Genomic DNA, 18,592 nt, shown 5'->3' on the forward strand with positions numbered 1-18,592 from the left:
CCGCCCCGCCACCCCGTCAGCCGGCCGGCCCGCGCGCGTCCCACCCCGCCGCCGGCGGGTCGGCGGCGGCCAGGGTGGCGGGGCGGACGGCGTCGGCGCCGAAGCGGCGGCGGGCGCGGTCCGCGGCGGCCTCGGCGAGGCGGGCCCGGACGTCGGCGGGGTCCAGCGAGAGCTGGCGGTACACGTCGGCCGCCGGCAGCAGGTGGTCGACGCGGAGCGTGTACGCGCGTACGCGGGCCCGCTGCAACCCGAGGGCGGTCAGCAGGCCGAGGGCGGTGGCGGCGAGTGCCGGCGAGTGGTCGGTGGGTTCGGCGGTGGCGCGGGTCCGCGTGGTCGAGCTGCGGTCGGCGTACCGCACCACGAGGGTGACCCGGCCGGCGACCTGGCCCTCCCCGCGCAGGCGCTGGCCGAGGTGCTCGGCAAGGCCCAGTACGGACCGGTGATGCCGTACGGGATCGAGGCAGTCGGCGTCCAGCACGAGTTCCGCCGACAGGTGCGCCGCCGGTTCCGCGGGGACGACGGGGCGCGGGTCGTGGCCGCGGGCGCGGTCGCCGAGCAGCCGCGCCTGGCTGACGCCCAGGAGCCGCTGGAGGGTCACCGCGGGCAGGTCGGCGAGCTGCCCGACGGTGTGCAGGCCGTACCTGCCGAGCTTCTCCACCGTCGCCCGGCCGACCCCGGGGAGGGCCGCGACGGGGCGCGGGGACAGCCACTGCGCCGCCTGCCCCGCGGGCACGCAGGTGGTCTCCCCGGGCGCGGAGGCGTCGGCGGCCATGGCCGCGAGCATGCGGTTGCCCGCGAGTCCGGCGCTGCTGTCGATGCCGTACAGGGCCTTCAGCCTCATCTTCACGAGCTGGACCACGTCGTAGGGCGGCAGGTCGAAGTACCGCAGCGCCGACGTCAGATCGAGCTGCACGGCGTCGGGCGGCATCTCCTGGACGTGGGGCGTGACGCCGGCCATCAGCTCGACGACGTCCCCGTACCGCTTCCCGCCCGGCGAGGCGTGCAGGTGCAGGTGCGCGATGTGCCGCCGGCGCGCGGTCATCCCGCGCTCCCCGGACTGGTGTGGCCGAACTTCTTCAGATCGGCCGACCGGCTGCCGGCGGGCTGGAGGTCCGCGTACGGGTGGAGGCGGGCGCCGGCGGTGCCGTCGGTCAGGGTGCGGCCGGGCTGGGCGGGGGTCGGGTGCGGCCGGTCCTCGCCCAGGAGGGCGAGCGCGGCCTCGGGGCCGCCGTCGCGGCGGGCGGCGGCGATCCGGTCCAGGTCCCAGGCCATGGTGCCGACGACGGTGCGCCGGGTGCCGCGCACCTGGACCGTGCCGCGCACCAGCAGCAGCCCGCTGTGGAAGACGGTGTGCGCGCAGGCCGGGTGGGAGTCCTCGAAGAACGCCAGGTCGACCAGGCCGGAGCCGTCCTCCAGCGTGACGAAGATGATGCGTTTGCCGCTGGCGATCGGCGGGGTCTGGGTCGAGGCCCGGACGCCGGCGACGAGCACCTGCCGGCCGGGGCCCAGCCCGGCCAGGTGGGCGGCGTCCGTCGCGCCGATCTCGCGCAGCAGCCGGTGGTGGTGCTCCATCAGGTGCCGGGAGACGTCGATGCCGAGGGTGTTCAGTTCGGCGCTCAGACTCTCGCGTCCGGTCATCTCCGGCAGCCCGCTCGGCTCCGCCGTGCCGGACGGGTCCGCGTCGAGGGGCAGTTGGCCCTTGCCCGCGGAGCGGGTCCGGGACTGCCGGTGCAGCTCCTCGATCCGCAGCAGCAGGTCGCGGCGGGTGAAGCGGTCGTCGTCGAGGCTGTTCAGGGCGCCGATCTCGGCCAGGCGCTCGGCGACCGGGCGGCTGGGCCGGGCCCGCTGCCAGAAGTCCGACAGCGACGCGTAGGGCTGGCCCTCCTCGATCCGTACGCTCTCGTCCTCGCTGATGCCGTGCACCGCGGACAGCGCGAGCCGCACGCCCCACCGGTCCGTGTCGCTCTTCTCCACGGTGTGCCTGACCCTGGAGTGGTTGATGTCGACGGGCAGGACCGGCACCCCGCGCCGGCGGGCGTCGGAGACGAGGACGCGCTTGGGCCACATGCCGGGGTCGTGTTCGAGGAGGCCGGCCAGCAGGAACGCCGGGTAGTGCGCCTTGAGCCAGGCGCTCTGGAGGGCGGGGACGGCGAAGGCGACCGCGTGGGCCCGGCAGAAGCCGTAGGCACCGAAGGACTCGACGGTCTTCCAGACCTCGTCCCGTACGGCCCGGTCGTAGCCGCGCGCGCCCGCCTGCCGGTGGAACCAGTCCCTGATCCTGGGCAGCCGCTCCCTGTCCCCCAGCGCGCGCCGGGCGATCTCCCCCATGGCCCGGTCGCATCCGGTCATCACCGCGAGGGTCTCGATGATCTGCTCGTGCCAGATGGTCACGCCGTACGTGTCGGCGAGCACCGGCTCCAGGTCCGGGTGGGCGTACGCGGGCGTGCCGCCGTGGCGGGCGGCGACGTAGCGCTCGGGCATGCCGCCGGCGACCGGGCCGGGGCGGAAGAGGCTGATGTCCGCGATGACGTCCTGCGGGTCGCGGGGCTTGAGCCGGGACAGCAGGTCCTGCTGGCCGGGGGACTCCAGTTGGAACAGGCCCAGGGTCTCGCTGTTCTGGATGAGCTTGAACGCGAAGACGTCGTCGAGCGGCACCTGCCCGGGGTCGTCCAGGTCGATGCGGTTGCCCGTGGCCTGTTCGATCTCGGTGACGGCGTGGGCCATCGCGGACTGCATGCGTACGCCCAGGACGTCGAGTTTGATGTTGCCGAGTTCCTCGATCTCCTCCTTCGCGGCCATGGCCATGGGGTACTCGCCCTGGGGGGTGGGCTGCACCGGCAGCCGGTCCAGGAGGGTGGCGTCGCTGATGACCACGCCGCACGGGTGCATGGCCATGCCGTGCACCAGGGAGTCGAGTCCTTCGGCGAGTTCCCACAGCGGGCCGTACCGGGGCGCCTCGGCGGCCAGTTGCCGCAGTTCGGGCAGCTCGTCGAGGGCGCCGGTGATGTCGCAGGCCCGCAGGTGCGGGAAGCTCTTGGCGATCCGGTCGACGTCGGCGGGCGCGATGCCGAGGGCCATGCCGGTGTCGCGCAGGGCGCGCCGGGCGCGGTAGGTCTCGGGCATCGCGGTGACCGCCACCCGTTCCCTGCCGAACCGGTCGAAGATCGCGTCGTAGCACTCCAGGCGGCGGGCGGACTCCACGTCGATGTCGATGTCGGGCAGCGAGTTGCGCCGTACGCTCAGGAAGCGCTCGAACAGCAGCCGGTGGTCGAGGGGGTTGGCCGTGGCGATGTCCAGGACGTGGCAGACCAGCGAACCGGCGCCCGAGCCGCGGGCCGCGACCCGGATGCCCATGGCCCGGATGTCGGCCACGACCTGGCCGATGGCGAGGAAGTACGAGTCGTAGCGGAGCGTGGCGATCGCCGTCAGCTCCTCGTCCAGCCGGGCGCGGGCCGCAGGGTCGCGGTCCAGGCCGCGCCGGACCATGCCGGCCTCGCACTGCCGGCGCAGCAGCCGCGCGGCGCCGTCCGCACCGGGCTCCGCGCCGAAGAGCGCCGCCTCGGGAAAGTGCCGCCCGCCCAGCCCGAGGTCCGTCTCGGGGACGATCGTGCACGCGGCGGCCGTGGCGGCGGTGTCCGCCAGCAGGCGGTGCGCCCGCCGTGCGTCCGCTCCGGCGCACTCGGCGACCAGTCGTGCGACGGCCGCCATCTCCTTCTCGTCCTTGAGCCAGCGCTGCCCGCCGTCCAGGCGGCGCCAGTCGATCGGCCGCAGCAGCCGCGCGGCGTCCAGGACGTCCGCGAGCCGGTGCTGGCCGGGGTCGGCGTAGCGGACGGCGTTGGCGAGCACGACGGTGGTGCCGGTGCGGTCGCCCAGCGCCAGGGTGCGGGCGGCCAGGCGGAGCGAACCGGGTCCGGTGCCCGGCCGCCGGTGGGCGACGGCCTCCAGCCGTAGCCCGTCCCCGAAGACCTCCCGCCACGGCGCCAGCAGCTTCGCCGCGACGTCCTCACGCCCCGCCGCGAGTGCCTGCGCCGGCTCGGAGAGCGGGCCGAGCAGGGCCACCAGGCCGGCGCCGCCGTGCTCGCGCAGCGCCTGCCACGGCACCACCGGCGGACTGCTCGCCGACGCGCCCACGTGCGCGGCCGACACGATGCGGCACAGCCGGGCCCAGCCCGCCCTGCCCTGCGCGAGCAGCACGAACCGCAGCCGCGGCTCGGCGACGTACCCGCCGCCCCGGGCGGGGGCGCGGCGCCGCGGGCCGGGCGGCGGGGGCGCGACCGCCTCCACCGCCAGGTCGACTCCCAGCACCGGCCGGATCCCGGCCTCCGCGCAGGCGCGGACGAACCGGACGACGCCGGTGACCGTGTCCCGGTCGGTCAGCGCGAGGGCTCCCATGCCCCGCTCGGCGGCCCGCCGGACGAGGTGTTCCGGGTGGGCGGCACCGTAGCGGGCGGAGTAACCGGACGCGACGTGCACGTGGGCGAAGCCCGCCATGACGCACCTCCATCACTCCACCCCATTTCGGCCCTTGTCCCGAGAGGCTCACTCGTACGTTCGTTCGATTACCCTAACTCTCCCCACCCCGGTCAGCGAGCCGGCCGACCCACCCGATCCGCCGGTCCCGGGCCACCGCGACGGCACCCGCCCGGTGCGCCGCCGCCATCTCGGCCGCCCGGCGGACCAGTTGGGCGCTCCCCCGCCCCGTGGGTGCCCGCCCGGTCCGGCGCATGAGATTCGTCACGCGGCTGCGCCGCAGGCGAACGGCCGCCGGCCCCGCCCGGGGGATCGGGCGGGCCGGCGGCCGGGAGCGGTTCTCGGGTGCGGGCGGCCAGGGGAAGGAGAGCGTCTGGGCCAGGACCGTGACGACCGCCAGCACCGCGGGGAAGAGGGCGAGGAACATGGCGAAGGTGTAGCCCATGATGTCGCGCGCCTTGAGGCCGAGGATCGCGAGGGTGGGCAGCATCCAGAACGGCTGGAGCAGGTTGGCGCTGGCCTCGCCGAGGTCGTGGACGACCACCATCCAGCCCTGGTTGACCTGGAGCCGGTTGGCCGCTTCCGGGAGGTACGGCGCCTCGACGACCCACCTGCCGCCGCCGCTGGGCACGAACACGCCGAGCACGCAGCTATGGACGGCGATGAAGGCCGGGTACGGCGTCTCGTTGGACACCGACACCAACGCCGCCGGGGGCACGCCGGCGAACGCGGGCAGCCTGACCGTAACCCGCCTGCTGGAGCACCGGCAGCACGAGGAGGGCAGCACGTCCGAGGGGCCGTTGGCCGTCCTCAGCGCGTGCGAGACGGACCTGAGCAACCGCGACCACGACGAGGCGCTGACGCTGTCGACCGCGTTCCTCTCCCGCGGGGCGCGCGACGTGGTGGGATCGCGGTGGGCCACCCGGGACTCCGCCGCGGCCCTGATGATGGCCGTCTTCCACCACTACCTGCGCATCGAGGGCCCCGGAGCCCGGCCGACGCCCTCAGGGCCGCCCAGTTGTGGATGCTGGACCCCCATCGCCGCGACCCGGGGTCGCTCGGCGGCCGTCTCCACCGCGAACTCGGCAAGGTCCCGGGGCTCGACCACCCGGCCGCCTGGGCCGCCTTCACGCACCAGGGCCACCCGGGGCCGTCCGTCGTCTGACGACCACCGGGCGAGGGTTGGACTAGACCAATAGGAACGTTTCAATTTTTTGCACACCGCCCTCACCAGCGGTTTTCCATTCTATTGGTGTAGACCTCTTGACCCTTGAGTGCGCACGCACCTACGTTCCCGTCGATCCCACCCCCCGCCTCGGACGGCCGTTCGGACCCCACAGCCGGCTGCCCGGGTGCCGCCACGCCAAGGACCGCTGCCCACACCCCAGCGCCGGGAGTAGACGATGCCAGCACCGTCCGAAGACCAGACCGTCCGCCGCAGAACCGTCCTCGCAGCCGCCGGTTCCGCCGCCCTCGTGGCGGCCTCCGCCGCCCCCGCCCTCGCCGCGCCGCCGGCCGCCCCGTCCCCGGCCCCGGCCCCCGCAGCCGCCGACTGGCCCGACCCGGCGCGCGACGTCGCCCGGGACGGCACCGCGAGCGCGTCCAGCGTGTACGACCTCGACCCGGAGAGGTTCGCCGCCGCGCACGTCAACGACGGTGACCTGAGCACCCGGTGGGGTTCCAACTCGCCAGAGAACGGCCACCCCGACCCCAGCCGCGAATGGGTGCAGATCGAACTCGCCGAGCCCAGCCCGGTGCACCACGTGGTGGTCCACTGGGAGACCGCGCGCGCCGCGCACTACCAGATCCACGTCTCCGACGACGGCAGGACCTGGCGTACCGCACTCGACGTCCCCGACGCCCCGGGCGGCCGGGAAGTCCTCGAACTCGGCCTCACCACCGCGGTCCGCTACGTGCGGATGCAGGGCGTCGCCGTGGCCACCGGCTGGGGCTACTCGATCTTCGCCATGGAGGTCTGGAACGGCCCGCGCCCCGGCGTCGGCCTCCCCGCGGGCCGGGTGATCCCGGCACCGGTCGAGCAGACCTCGCGGCCGGACGCCCGCCCCTTCGTCCTGGGGCGGCACAGCCGGATCGTCGCCGCCGACCGGCGCGCCCGTGCCGTGGCCGAACTCCTCGCCGGGTACCTGCGACCGGCGACCGGATACCCGCTGCCCGTGGTCGGTGGCCACGGGGGCCGGGACGGGGACGTCACGCTGCTGCTCGGCCGCCACCACGCCCCCTCCCGGGCGCGGCTCGCCGTCGCCGAGGGCTACACCCTCGCCGCCGGCCGGCGCGGGGTGCGGATCGCGGCGGCGACCCCGCACGGCCTGTTCAACGGCGTGCAGACGCTCCGCCAGCTGCTGCCCCCGTGGATCGAGAGCGACGAGGCCAGGCCCGGCCCGTGGACCGTCGAGGCGACCGAGATCCGCGACCACCCCCGGTTCGCCCACCGCGGGCTGATGATCGACCCGGCCCGGAACTTCCTGGAGGTCCGCGAGGTCAGGGAACTCGTCGACGGGCTCGTCCAGTCCAAGGGGAACGTGCTGCACTGGCACCTGACCGACGACCAGGGCTGGCGGGTCGAGATCGACTCCTGGCCCCGGCTCACCGAGGTCGGCGGGGAGATGTCCATGCCCGGCGGGCGGACCGGTTTCTACACCAAGGACCAGATCCGCGACGTCGTACGGTATGCCGCGGACCGGCACGTGCAGATCATCCCCGAGATCGAGATGCCCTCGCACACGACGGCGGCCAGGACCGCGTACCCGCAACTGAGCGGTGCCGGCGGCTACCTGGCCGACCTGGAGACAACGTACGCGTTCGTCGACGACGTCCTCCGCGAGGTCGCCGCGCTCTTCCCCTCCCCGTACGTCCACCTGGGGGCCGACGAGTCGGACATGCCGCACGACCAGTACGTACGGTTCCTGCGCCGGGTCGAGGGCATCGCCCGGAGCCACGGGAAGACCATGGTCGGCTGGTCCCCCAGTTGCGGGGTGGGCCTGGACACCGAGACGGTCCACCACTACTGGCAGGACCAGAGCCGGGAGATGTCCCGGGAGTGGTTCAGCCCCCGCCGCCCGGTGCTGCTCTCCCCCACCCAGCAGACCTACCTGGACTACCCGTACCCCACCTACGACACCCGGCGTTCGTACTCCTGGAACCCGTTCGACCTCACCGACGGCTGGACCGGCGCGAAGGTGCAGCGCGACTACGGGCTCGACAACGACGACATCATCGGCATCGAGGCGCCGATCTGGGGCGAGCGGATGCTGCGCGGCCTCCCCGACGTGCAGTACCAGGTCTTCCCCCGGCTCCCGGCGATCCTGGAGAAGGCGTGGTCCCCCGCCGCGACCACCGAGGACGCCGAGGGCGTGGTGGCCAGGACCGGGGTGCAGGGGGCGCGCTGGCTGTACGCCGGGCGGAACTTCTGGGCGGACCCGGGCGTGCGCTGGGAGGCCGCGGCGGTCGGCGCCGACCTGCGCACCGGCCGGGACCGCACCGTGAGCGGCGCGGTGGCGAGCCTGGCCCTGCCGGGGGTGGCGCCGGACGGCATCACCGCGACGGTCGAGTGGGGCGACGGCACGACGAGCCCCGCCACGGTCACCGGCGACGGCCCCGGGGACCGGCAGATCAACGGCGTCTACGGAATCGAGGCCGAACACCGCTACGCCCGCCACGGCACCTACCGCGGCACGGTCCGCATCACCGCCCCCGGCAACACCACCGCGACCGCACCCTTCACCGTCACCACCCGCCGCTGACCCCTGCGGCCCCGCCGGACCGCCGGCGCCTCCAACGGGCGCCGGCGGCAAGGCGGTCGGCGAGGGGCCGCCCGTCAGCCCTCCGGCGCTGTCGTGCCGGTGGGCCGGAGCGCCAGCTCTCGCCGGTACCACGTCCCCGGCTTGCCGCCGATGTGCGCGGGGTCGACCGGGCCGTCCGTGACGAATCCGGCTTTCGTCAGCACCTTCCGGGACGCGACGTTCCCCTCGGACACGGCCGCCCGCAGCGTGCGCAGCCCGTGCTCGGCCGCCGCCAGCCGGCACAGCTCCCGGACGGTCGCGGTCGCCACGCCGCGGCCGGCGGCGTGCCGGGCGACCCGGTAGCCGAGTTCGGCGGTGCGGTCCTCGATGTCGACCAGGTTGAACCTGCCGAGCACCGAGCCGTCCTCGTCGAGGAGTACGTGGAAGGCGCAGACGCCGTCCTCCTGCTCGGCCAGCAGGGCGTCGAACCGGTCGGTGAACCGGTCGAAGTAGGCGTCGCCGCGGTCGGGGATCGAGGCCGCGAAGTAGGCGCGGTTCGCCAGCTCGAAGGCCAGGACCGCCGGGGCATGACCGGCGTGCAGCCGCTTCAGCTCGGGCATCGGCCGACCCTACCCGGGGCGTCGCGGCGAAGGCCCCTGGTTTTCGCCCCCGTGCCGGCGGTGGGGCGGCGGGCGGGGTCAGGGGGCGGTGGGGCGGACGAGGCCGGATTCGTAGGCGAAGACCGCCGCCTGGGTGCGGTCGCGCAGCGCCAGTTTCGTCAGGATTCTGCCCACGTGGGTCTTCACCGTCTGCTCCGCCACCACCAGCCGCTCGGCGATCTCCGCGTTCGACAGGCCCTGCGCGATCAGGCTCAGCACCTCGGTCTCGCGCTCCGTCAGCCCGCCGACGCGGTCCCTGAGCGGGGCCCGCGGGGTGCGGGTCAGGCGGGCGAACTCGGTGATGAGGCGTCTGGTCACGGCGGGCGCGAGCAGGGCGTCGCCGGTGGCGACGACCCGTACGGCGTGGGCCAGTTCGGCGGCCGAGGCGTCCTTCAGGAGGAACCCGGCCGCGCCCGCGCGCAGCGCCTCGTACACGTACTCGTCCAGGTCGAAGGTGGTAAGGATCAGCACCCGGACACGCGCGTCGGGCGGCTCGGTGAGCCGTCGGGTAGCCTCGATGCCGCCGAGGCCGGGCATCCGGATGTCCATCAGCACGACGTCCGGGCGCACTTCGGCGACCTGCGCGACGGCGTCGGCGCCGTCCACCGCCTGGCCGACGACCTCGATGCCGGGCTCGGCGTCGAGGAGCACGGTGAAGCCCTGGCGGACCATGACCTGGTCGTCGGCGATCAGCACGCGGATGTTCGTCATGCGGTGTCCTCACCGTCCGGGGTGGCGGGCACGGGGGATGCCACGGGCAGCATCGCGGTCACCTCATAGCCGCCGTCGGGGGTGCTGCCGGTGGCCAGTTCGCCGCCCAGCATCGCGGCGCGCTCCCGCATCCCGAGCAGCCCGTGCCCCGCGCCCGCCCAGGGCGGTGCGGCGCGCTCGGGTGCGGTGTTGGCGACGCGGACGGTGAGCCCCGCCGGGTGGTAGCCGATCTCCACCCGGGCGCGGGCCCCGGGCGCGTGCCGGACCACGTTGCTGAGGGCCTCCTGCACGATGCGGTACGCCGAGAGTTCGATGCCCGGCGGCAGCGCGTACGGCTCCCCGGTGGTCCGGGTGCCGACCTCGACCCCGGCGCGGCGCACCGCGCCGGCGAGGTCGCCGAGCCGGTCGAGGGTGGGCTGCGGGGCGTGCCGTACGTCGTCGGGGTGCAGGGCGCGGGCGCCGGGCCCGGCGGCGGCGGGCTCCGGGCCGGGGCCGGGGCCGGCGCCCGCTCCCCCGTCGTCGGCCCGCAGCACGCCCAGCACCCGGCGCAGTTCGGCCAGCGCCTCGACGGCGCTCGCGCGGATTCCCGCGAGGTTCTCCTTCAGCTCCTCCGGCGGGTTCTCCACCAGGTGCGGCGCGACCTGTGCCTGGATGGAGATCACCGACATGTGGTGGGCGACCACGTCGTGCAGTTCGCGCGCGATCCTGGTGCGCTCCTGGAGCAGGACGCGCCGGGCCCGCTCCTCGGCGGTCAGCTCCTCCTGCGCCGCCAGTTCCGTACGGGCCACCCGCCGCCCGCGCAGCGCGACGCCGCCGCCGACGGGGAGGGCGAGGACCAGGACGGCGAACGGCACGCCCTCCGTGTCGCCGGCGACGAGGAAGCCGTAGCCGAGGCCCGCCAGCACGCTGATCGCGAGCGTCTCGACCGCGACCCGCGGCCGGCACCGCAGCGCCACCGCGAAGAGCACCGTGGCCTGGAGCACGAGCCCGGTGCCGGTCCACGGGAACATCGCGCCCGGGTCGGGGCCGGGGGCGTCGTCCGCGTACCGCGCGACCGCCAGCATGGCCGCCGTCATGATCCACCAGGCGAGCACCGGCCGGACCGGCGTGATCAGGAAGGCCGCCGTCTGGAGCCCCGCGAGCAGGGCGGCGACGCGCAGGCCCATGCCGTAGCCGAAGGCGTACTGGTTGGTGGCGGCGATCTGCAACGCGGCCACCCCCAGCAGGACCGGTACGGCCAGCGCCGGCAGCCACTCGCGCAGCCGGGAGCGCCCGGTGGCGGTGGCCGGTGCCGTGCTCGGCGGGGGGCTGACGGCCGACGTCCACAGGTCGTCGCGCAGCGCCCGCAGGACCGTGCGGACCCGGTCGGCCGGTCGCTCTGCCATCGTCCCCTCCTTCACTCGCCCCACCCTAGGTACCTCGCACGGCGGCCGGGCGGGCCGGACGCCTCTCGTACGGCTGGAAGGCCGCCCGGCACACCAGCAGCACCGCCGCGAACACCGGCAGCCACAGCAGCCGCGCCGGCACCCAGCCGGCCCCGTCCGGCACCGTGTGCAGCCCCGGCAGCGCGCCGCCCGCGAGCAGGCCGAGAGCCGTGACCGCCATCATCGCCGTCTGGTGCCAGAGGAAGACCGTCATCGCCGACAGGTTGAGCAGCGCCACCGCCGCCCACGCCGCCGGGCGGCGCAGCGCGCGGCGCAGCGGCCCGAGCAGCAGCAGCGCGGCGCCGCACTGGGCGAGGCCGAAGGTGGCGGCGGCGAGCGTCGGCGGGTCCAGGTTGGAGACGGCGGCGCCGGGCACGCCGACCATGGCCGCCGGGTAGCCGGCGCAGCGCACCAGCCCCGCCGTCGCCACCGCGCCGCCGCCGAGCAGCGCCCACGCCGTATGCCGCCGGGGCAGCCCGCGGCGCGCGGCGCGCGCGCCCAGGGCGTACGGCACGAGCCAGCCCGCGGCGACGTTCACCCAGCCCAGCGCGGCGGGCCCGTCGTACCGCAGCCGCCACAGGTCCACGCAGCCGACCGCGGCGAGCGGCCACAGCGGGTGCAGCCGGGCGGCCACCGGGGTGGCCGCGGTCAGCACCGCGAACACCAGCAGGAACCACAGCGGCGACAGCGCCAGCTTGCCGAGGGCGCGTACGGTCGCGTAGCCGACGCCCGACGCCAGCAGCACGCCGAGCACCACCGCCCACACCGCGAGCACGGCGCCGACGGGCCGGAAGAGCCGGGCGAGGCGGGCGCGGAGCCAGCGGGCGCGGCCGGTGCCGGCGGCGCGCGCGGAGGCGTGGCCGCGGGCGGCGACGTAGCCGCCGACGAAGAAGAAGACGGCCAGGGTCTGGAGCACCCAGGAGACGGGGGCGAGGGCGGGCAGGTAGTGCAGCGGGCTGGCGGCGCGCACGGTGCCGCTGTCGACGACGAGCGCGGTGACCAGCCAGTGGCCGAACACGACGCCGAGGATGGCGAGGGCGCGCAGGGCGTCGATCCCGCGGTCGCGGGCGGGCGGGGTGGCGGCGTCGACACGCAGGACGGCGTCACGCACGGGGGCCGCCGGTCCGGGCCGCCGGGGCGCGGTCGTACGGCTCCGGCTCCGGTGGCTCAGGCCCGGCGCAGGCGGCCTCTCCCCGCACGATCCGCGCCATGCTGCGCAGCGGTGCGGAGCCGGGGTCCAGGTAGTCGCTGTGGCCGCCGGGGCCGGCGGCGAACGGGCAGGCGCCGAAGTCCCCCGAGACCGGGTCCGTGCCGAAGCCGAGCGTCGTCACGAGCAGCGGGATCCGTACGTGCGGCACGTCGCCCACCCAGTCGTCCGCGCCCCGCCCCGCCCACACCGTGGCGGAGGTGCCCAGCTCCGCGGCGCTGCCGGCGCCCACCCCCGGGCTGCCGTACAGCACGATGTCCGCGACCGGCAGCTCCGCCGCGGCCCGGCCGCAGACCACGGAGCCGTAGGAGTGGCAGAGCAGCGAGATCCGGGCGCCCGGGCGGGCGGTGCGCAGCGACCGGACGAAGTCCCGGAGCCGGGGTGCGGCGGCTTCGGCGCGGCCGGGGGTCAGGGCCCCGGGGCTGACGGTGCTCGGCGTCGCGTAGCCGAGCCACGCGACGACGGCGTCCGCGCCGGACCCGCCCGCGGGGGCGCCGGTGCGCAGTTCGCGGCGCAGCGCCTCGGCGCCGGCGCGGAAGCGCCCGTAGGAGTCGAGGCCGGTGTCGGACCCCGGTACGAGGACGGCGATCCGCCCGGCGTGCGCCAGGTCGCCGAACACCTCGGCGCTGCGCCCGCCGTCGCGGCCGTCGAACGAGAGGAAGTGCCGGCCCGGCGCCGCCATGGCGCGCAGCGAGCCGGCGCGGCGCCGGTCGCCGTGGGCGGCGGCCGTCCGCGCGGCGGCGCGGATGCCGTCGCGGTTGCCGGCGTACCGCTGCGCGAGGGCGGCGGGGGTCGCGGCGGCCACGTCGAACGGCACGGCAGGCGCGGGCGCCGGCACGGCGGCGGGCCGCGCCGCGGCGACCACGGGCAGCGCCACGGAGGCGGCGACCACCCCGGCAAGCAGCACCCGCCGCCACCGCCCCCCCGTCCGCTTCCCGCGGACGACCGCCCCGGCCCGGCCCGCCGCGCGCCGCGACGCCCTCCCCAACCCCCCGCCCTTCAGGCCGGGTTCGCGAAGGCGGGGCGGTGCCATGTCGGGTCCTCTCACCGGGGGTGCTGCGTCGTCCGGTGAGAAAGCTACGAATCGCCGCCCCTCGTCGGCGTCCCGCCCGAGAGCCCATCCGCCGCGTAGCTCTCAGGTATGACGGGTACGGTCCCGCCCCCGCTCAGCGCCGCAGCACCGCCCGGTCGACCAGCGTGACCAGCGGCACCTCGAACTCCCCGGCCTGCGTCTCCGGCCGCGCCGCCAGGTACCCCCGCACCCGCGCGAGCAACTGCGCCCGCTCGTCCTCCGGGAGCAGCAGCAGCCGCGAGTGCGTGGCCACCATCGCCGTCAGCGAGTCGCGCGTGTACCGCAGCCTGTTGGGGAAGCGCTGCCGCTGCACCGGCTCGTACCGCTCGTGCCGGGGCAGTTCCACCTCGTCCGACAGGTCGGCGAAGCAGGCTTCGCCGCGCGTGACCTCGTCGAGGCCGATGACCCAGTCCACCTCGTGGTCGCCCTGGTTCCACAGCCCGGCGACCACCCCGCCCGGCCGCAGCACCCGGGCGATCTCCGGCAGGGCCCGCTCCGGGTCGAACCAGTGGAACGCCTGCCCCACCAGCACCGCGTCCACGGAGCCGTCCGGCAGCGGGATGCGTTCCGCCGTCCCCTCGTCCACCGGCACGTCGGGCAGCGCGCGCCGCAGTTCGGCGCGCATCGCCGCGTCCGGCTCGACGGCCGTGGGCCGCAGGCCCTCGGCGAGCAGGGCGGCGGTCAGCTTGCCGGTGCCGGCGGCGAGGTCGAGGACGTGGAGGCCCTCGCGGTCCGCGACCGGCTCCAGGGCCCATCGGACCGCGGCAGCGGGGTAGTCGGGGCGGAACTCGGCGTAGGCCGCGGCCTGGCTGCCGAAGGAGGAGGCGCGCCGCCGGTGCAGCTCGTGGTCCGTAGTCATGATCGCCACGGTACGCCGTACGCGAAGACGGCGGGCAGCCGTTTCCGCGCCCGGGGTGCCGGCCCGCGGCCCGCCCCGTTCCGCCTCGCCCCGTCCCCGTACGATCCTGCGCATGCCGACGCCGCGCCCCGCAGCCGACCCCGAGCCCGCGGACGAGGGCTGGCCCACCGCGCCCGGCACGACCGCGCTGAGCGTGTCGCTGCCCGAGGCCGACCCGGTCGTACGCCGCTGGCGGGCCCGCTACGACACGGCCGCCGCGCACGGCGGCACCGCCCACGTCACCGTGCTCTACCCGTTCCTGCACCGCGACCGGGTCGACGCCCCCGTACGCGCCGCGCTGCGGCGGCTGTTCGCCGCGCACGAGGCTTTCACGGTGACGTTCGCGCGCGCGGGCCGCTTCCCCGGGGTGCTGTACCTGGTCCCCGAGCCGGACGACCCGCTGCGCGCGCTGACGAAGGCGGTCGTCGAGGAGTGGCCCGGCCACCCGCCGTACGGCGGCATCTTCGGCGATCTCGACCCGCACCTGACGGTCGCCAACAGCGGCGGCGAGGCGGTGCACGCGTCGATCGAGGCGGACCTCGCGCCGCGGCTGCCGGTCACCGCGCGGGTGCGGGCGGTGGACCTGGTGGCGTACGACGGGCGGCGGTGGCGGGAGTGGCTGCGCTTCCCGCTGGGCGGGCGGGAGGGCGGAGGGGACGTAGCGGAGGGGCCGTAGCGGGGGGTGCCTCTATGTTTTTCGTCAAGCGAGGCGTGGGGTTCGGGGTTCGTAGAAGGTGCCGTCGCGGAGGATCGCGAACAGCACGTTGATCCGTTGTCGGGCCAGGCGGAGGAGGGCCTGGGTGTGGGTCTTCCCCCGTGCCCGGCATCGGTCGTAGTAGGTGCGGGAGGCGGGGTCGTGCAGGGCGGCGAACGCGGACAGGAACATCGCGCGTTTGAGCTGCCGGTTGCCGCCTCTGGGCGCGTGTTCGCCGTGGATCGAGGTCCCCGACGACTTGGTTGTGGGGGCGAGGCCGGCGTAAGAGGCCAGGTGGGCGGCGGTGGGGAAGCTGGTGCCGTCGCCGACGGTGACCAGCAGCGTGGCGGCGGTCCTGACCGCGACCCCCGGAATCGAGGTCAGGACCGCGGAAAGAGGGTGAGCCTCCAGCAGCTGCCCGATCTGTGCTTCCAGGGCTCGTCGCTGTCCGTGGACGGCGGCGAGCGAGCGGGCCAGGGACGGGATGACGACGTCGAGGGTGCCGGTGCCCGGGACGACGACGGTCTGCTCGTCGAGCGCGTCGAAGACCTCGTCGATCAGCCGCTGGGCCATGCGCGGGGCCTTGGGCCGGATCACCTCGACCAGCCTGCGACGACCGGCTTTCCGCAGGGTGGCCGGGGATCCGTAGCGTTCCAGCAGCCAGGTCACGGCAGGGTGGTCCAGGCGGGGGCCCAGGACGCGTTCCAGGCTGGGGTGGAACTGGGTGAGCAGGCCGCGTATCCGGTTGGAAGTGCGCGTGGCCTCGGCCGCAAGGTCCTGGTCGAAGCCCACCAGCACGGTCAACTCGGCGGTGATCTCGTCGGTGAGCTCCAGCGAGCGCAGGGTGTGTGGCATGGTCCGTGCGGCGTCCGTGATCACCGCGGCGTCCTTCGCGTCGGTCTTCGCTTCGCCCGGATAGAGATCGGCGATCCGGCGCATGGACAGGCCGGGCAGGTAGGCGACCTTGCAGCCGGCGTCCCGGGCGACCGTCAGAGGGAGGGCTCCGATGGAGGCGGGCTGGTCCACGATCACCAGCACGGTGCCGAACTTCGTGGCCAGTTTGTCGAAGACGGCCCGCAGCTTCGGCTCGCTGTTGGGCAGCTGCTTGTCGAAGACCTTCTTGCCGGCCGGTGTGAGTCCGTGCCCGTGATGGGCACTCTTGCCGACGTCCAGGCCGAGGAAAACGCCCACGTCGTCGATGTCGTCCAACCCATCCTCCCGAACAGGGTTCGTGCGGTGCTGGCCAGGGCGTTGGCGTCGTATGCGCGCATCCACGTTATGCAGACCTGCCGCCCGCAAGGCGGCCGGGCATTGCACCAGGCCAGGCGGTAGTCGGACCTCTCATCAGCGTCTCCAACGGCGCCTCTCGGGCCCGGTGACACCACCCCCCAGGTCATCCGTTCGACAGGGGGGAACAGTCATGCCGGACCCGGAGGCCAGCGGCCCTCTTGCAGGACCGCGAAGAAGATAACGGGGGACCTAGCGAAGGGGGCGTCTCGCGGGGACGTACAGGAGCCGGCGTCGTCCCCCGGCCTCAGCCCTGAGCGGTCTCCGCGGCCTTCGCGGCGCCCTCGGCCCCCGCCCGCCGCTCGTACGCCTCCCGGGCGTCGAGCAGTTCGTCCCAGTGCTCCGCCGCCCACGCGCACGCCGCGTGCAGCGGCTCCAGCATGCTCCGCCCCAGCGGCGTCAGCGCGTACTCCACCCGCTGCGGCAGCCCCTCGTACACCGTGCGCGCCACCAGCCCGTCGCGCTCCAGGGCGCGCAGCGAGCGCGTCATCATCTTGGGCGTCACCCGCCGCAGCGGGACGCGGAGTTCGGAGTAGCGGCGCGGGCCGTCCGCCAGGCACGTGAGGATCAGGCCCGCCCATTTGTCGCCGAAGCGGAACGGCAGCATCGACGACGGGCACAGCTCGTCGAACATGTCGGGGCGCAGCGGCTCGCTCATCCCGCCAGCGTAGGCGGCGTTCCCGGTATCCCGGAGGAAACCGCGGGTCCGGTTAGCGTGCGCGGACGACGACGGCCGAGTGGGAAGACACGGAGGTACGCGGGATGGGCAGGATCGTGGTGTACGGGGCGGGCGGCAGGGCCGGCCGCCGGGCGGTGGCCGAGGCGCGGGGGCGCGGGCACGAGGTGGTGGCCGTCGTCCGGGACCCGGCGAAGCACGCGGGCGTCGCGGGCGCGGGCATACGGCTGGTGGCAGGGGACGCCGCTGACCCAAAGGCGGTGGCGGACGCGGCGGCCGGCTGCACCGCGGCGATCTCCGCGGCGGCGGTGTACGGGGAGGGCACGGACCCGGACGCCTTCTTCCGCGACTCGGCGAAGGCGCTGGTGGCCGGTCTGGCGCGGGCGGAGGTGCCGCGGCTGGTGCTGGTCGGGCTGGCCTCGCTGCTGCCGGACGCGACGGGCCGCCGGCTGCTCGACGACCCCGCGTTCCCGGCGGAGTTCCGCCCCTTCTGCGAGGCGCACGCGGCGGGGCTCGACCTCCTGCGCGCGGCGCCGCCGGAGCTGGACTGGCTGTACGTCAGCCCGGCCGGCGACTTCGACCACGACGCCGGCCGCACGGAGAGCGGCTACCGCGTCCACCCCCACGGCGATCCCGGGGAGCGCATCTCGTACCCGGACTTCGCGGTCGCCCTGCTGGACGAGGCGGAGTCGCCCCGCCACCGCCGTACGCACCTGGCGGTGACCCGGGCCCGCTGACCGCCCGTACGCACCCGCGCGCCCTCCCGTCAGCGCGCCCGGTCGCGGAAGACGTGCCGGTACGTCCGCGGTGAGATCCCCGTCTGCCGGGCGAACTGGTGCCGCAGGTTCGCCGCGCTCCCCAGCCCGCGCGTCGCGCCACCCCCTCGACCGGCACGTCCGTGGTCTCCAGCAGCTCCTGCGCCAGCCGGACCCGCTCCTGGAGCAGCCACTGGAGCGGCGTGACGCCGAGGGTGTCGCGGAAGCGGCGGGCGAAGGTGCGCTCGGCGAGGTGCGCGGCGCGCGCCAGCCGGGCCACGGTCAGCGGCTCGTGGAGCCGGGCGCGGGCCCAGTCGAGCACGGGTGCCAGCCCGTGGTCGGGGGCGGCCGGGCGGGCCGGCGCCGGCGGGAGCTTCGCGTACTGGGCCTGGGCGCCCTCGCGGTGCGGGGGTACGACCATGCGCCGGGCGACCTCGTTGGCGACGGCGGAGCCGTGGTCGAGGCGGACGAGGTGGAGGCAGAGGTCGACGGCGGCGCCGGTGCCGGCGGAGGTGAAGACGGGGCCGTCCTCGCGGTAGAGGGCGTCGGGCTCGACGCGGACGCGGGGGAAGCGGTGGGCGAAGTCGGTGGCGTTCATCCAGTGCGTCGTCGCGCGGCGCCCTCCCCCGCCGGCTACGCCCTTACTGGCGGGGGTACCCCCATTGCCGCACGCCGGCCGCCGCCGGTACGTATGCGCCCGCGCAGAGGGCGACGATCCGCCTGCCCGCCTCGTACGCCTTGCGCACGGCGGCGACGAGGCCGGGCGGCGGGTCGAGCTGGTGGCTGCGGGTCAGGCCGGGGATGAGCACGGTGTCGGCCTCGGCCAGGTCGCCGAGGCCGTACGGGCTCTGGAGGAGCAGCCCGGGGGCGGTGGTCAGCGGGCCGGGCTGGGCGGCGCACAGGCGCAGCTCGTACCAGGGGTCGACCAGGTCGCTGCGGCGCGCCGGCGGAGTGGGCATGGCAGGAATTTTGCGCTGGGAGGCATTTCTGCCCATGGCC

At 75.5% G+C, this 18,592-nt stretch carries 15 protein-coding genes and 2 pseudogenes; 4 read left to right on the top strand and 13 right to left on the bottom strand.

Going from position 1 to position 18,592, the window contains the following annotated elements:
- Nucleotides 1–16: 16 nt before the first annotated feature.
- The 3 genes from QBL21_RS22430 to QBL21_RS22440 form a co-directional block, all read right to left on the bottom strand.
- Nucleotides 17–1,042 (bottom strand): DNA polymerase thumb domain-containing protein, encoded by a 1,026-nt coding sequence (locus QBL21_RS22430; RefSeq protein ID WP_407564018.1) that lies wholly within the window; start codon nucleotides 1,040–1,042, stop codon nucleotides 17–19.
- A complete protein-coding gene (locus QBL21_RS22435) occupies nucleotides 1,039–4,491 on the bottom strand; it encodes a DNA polymerase III subunit alpha (RefSeq protein WP_407564019.1) in 3,453 nt (1,150 codons plus the stop codon). The genes QBL21_RS22430 and QBL21_RS22435 overlap by 4 nt, the downstream gene beginning before the upstream one ends.
- A gap of 73 nt (nucleotides 4,492–4,564) precedes the next feature.
- Nucleotides 4,565–5,257 carry a TIGR00366 family protein gene (locus QBL21_RS22440; protein ID WP_407564020.1) on the bottom strand — a complete coding sequence of 231 codons (693 nt, stop codon included), beginning with the start codon at nucleotides 5,255–5,257 and terminating at the stop codon, nucleotides 4,565–4,567.
- Here QBL21_RS22440 and QBL21_RS22445 point away from each other — a divergent pair.
- Nucleotides 5,184–5,635, top strand: a pseudogene (locus tag QBL21_RS22445) (CHAT domain-containing protein); the annotation flags it as partial. The gene QBL21_RS22440 and the pseudogene QBL21_RS22445 sit on opposite strands and share 74 nt — an antisense overlap.
- Before the next feature lie 238 nt (nucleotides 5,636–5,873).
- Nucleotides 5,874–8,231 (top strand): family 20 glycosylhydrolase, encoded by a 2,358-nt coding sequence (locus tag QBL21_RS22450; protein ID WP_407564021.1) that lies wholly within the window; start codon nucleotides 5,874–5,876, stop codon nucleotides 8,229–8,231.
- 74 nt (nucleotides 8,232–8,305) lie between these two features.
- Here QBL21_RS22450 and QBL21_RS22455 read toward each other — a convergent pair whose 3' ends face one another.
- From QBL21_RS22455 to QBL21_RS22480, 6 genes are all read right to left on the bottom strand, one after another.
- On the bottom strand, nucleotides 8,306–8,830 hold the full coding sequence (locus QBL21_RS22455) for a GNAT family N-acetyltransferase (protein ID WP_407564022.1): 525 nt from the start codon (nucleotides 8,828–8,830) through the stop codon (nucleotides 8,306–8,308).
- 78 nt (nucleotides 8,831–8,908) lie between these two features.
- The gene (locus tag QBL21_RS22460; protein ID WP_407564023.1) at nucleotides 8,909–9,580 is read right to left on the bottom strand and encodes a response regulator; all 672 of its coding nucleotides are present in this window, start codon (nucleotides 9,578–9,580) and stop codon (nucleotides 8,909–8,911) included.
- A complete protein-coding gene (locus QBL21_RS22465; protein WP_407564024.1) occupies nucleotides 9,577–10,965 on the bottom strand; it encodes a histidine kinase in 1,389 nt (462 codons plus the stop codon). The genes QBL21_RS22460 and QBL21_RS22465 overlap by 4 nt, the downstream gene beginning before the upstream one ends.
- Before the next feature lie 25 nt (nucleotides 10,966–10,990).
- On the bottom strand, nucleotides 10,991–12,115 hold the full coding sequence (locus QBL21_RS22470; RefSeq protein WP_407564025.1) for an acyltransferase family protein: 1,125 nt from the start codon (nucleotides 12,113–12,115) through the stop codon (nucleotides 10,991–10,993).
- Nucleotides 12,108–13,115 carry an alpha/beta hydrolase gene (locus tag QBL21_RS22475; RefSeq protein ID WP_407566514.1) on the bottom strand — a complete coding sequence of 336 codons (1,008 nt, stop codon included), beginning with the start codon at nucleotides 13,113–13,115 and terminating at the stop codon, nucleotides 12,108–12,110. The genes QBL21_RS22470 and QBL21_RS22475 overlap by 8 nt, the downstream gene beginning before the upstream one ends.
- Before the next feature lie 262 nt (nucleotides 13,116–13,377).
- Nucleotides 13,378–14,142 carry a class I SAM-dependent methyltransferase gene (locus tag QBL21_RS22480; protein ID WP_407564026.1) on the bottom strand — a complete coding sequence of 255 codons (765 nt, stop codon included), beginning with the start codon at nucleotides 14,140–14,142 and terminating at the stop codon, nucleotides 13,378–13,380.
- 112 nt (nucleotides 14,143–14,254) lie between these two features.
- On the opposite strand from QBL21_RS22480, the gene QBL21_RS22485 reads away from it, so the two are divergent.
- Nucleotides 14,255–14,857, top strand: a complete 603-nt coding sequence (locus QBL21_RS22485) for a 2'-5' RNA ligase family protein (RefSeq protein WP_407564027.1) — start codon at nucleotides 14,255–14,257, stop codon at nucleotides 14,855–14,857.
- 24 nt (nucleotides 14,858–14,881) lie between these two features.
- On the opposite strand, the gene QBL21_RS22490 is transcribed toward QBL21_RS22485, so the two are convergent.
- Both QBL21_RS22490 and QBL21_RS22495 read right to left on the bottom strand, forming a co-directional pair.
- Entirely contained in the window at nucleotides 14,882–16,084 is a 1,203-nt protein-coding gene (locus QBL21_RS22490) for an IS110 family transposase (RefSeq protein ID WP_407560493.1), read from the bottom strand.
- A gap of 325 nt (nucleotides 16,085–16,409) precedes the next feature.
- Nucleotides 16,410–16,820: a winged helix-turn-helix transcriptional regulator gene (locus tag QBL21_RS22495; protein WP_407564028.1), complete on the bottom strand. Its 411-nt coding sequence runs from the start codon at nucleotides 16,818–16,820 to the stop codon at nucleotides 16,410–16,412.
- A 104-nt stretch (nucleotides 16,821–16,924) separates the two neighbouring features.
- Here QBL21_RS22495 and QBL21_RS22500 point away from each other — a divergent pair, with 104 nt between their 5' ends.
- On the top strand, nucleotides 16,925–17,575 hold the full coding sequence (locus QBL21_RS22500; protein WP_407564029.1) for an NAD(P)-dependent oxidoreductase: 651 nt from the start codon (nucleotides 16,925–16,927) through the stop codon (nucleotides 17,573–17,575).
- A gap of 175 nt (nucleotides 17,576–17,750) precedes the next feature.
- Here QBL21_RS22500 and QBL21_RS22505 read toward each other — a convergent pair.
- Nucleotides 17,751–18,191, bottom strand: a pseudogene (locus QBL21_RS22505) (AraC family transcriptional regulator); the annotation flags it as partial.
- Nucleotides 18,192–18,234: 43 nt separating this feature from the next.
- Nucleotides 18,235–18,552 (bottom strand): DJ-1/PfpI family protein, encoded by a 318-nt coding sequence (locus QBL21_RS22510; protein ID WP_407564030.1) that lies wholly within the window; start codon nucleotides 18,550–18,552, stop codon nucleotides 18,235–18,237.
- Nucleotides 18,553–18,592 lie beyond the last annotated feature (40 nt).

The sequence above is a fragment of the Streptomyces sp. 184 genome (genome assembly GCF_045781775.1).
Taxonomy (GTDB): Bacteria; Actinomycetota; Actinomycetes; order Streptomycetales; family Streptomycetaceae; genus Streptomyces.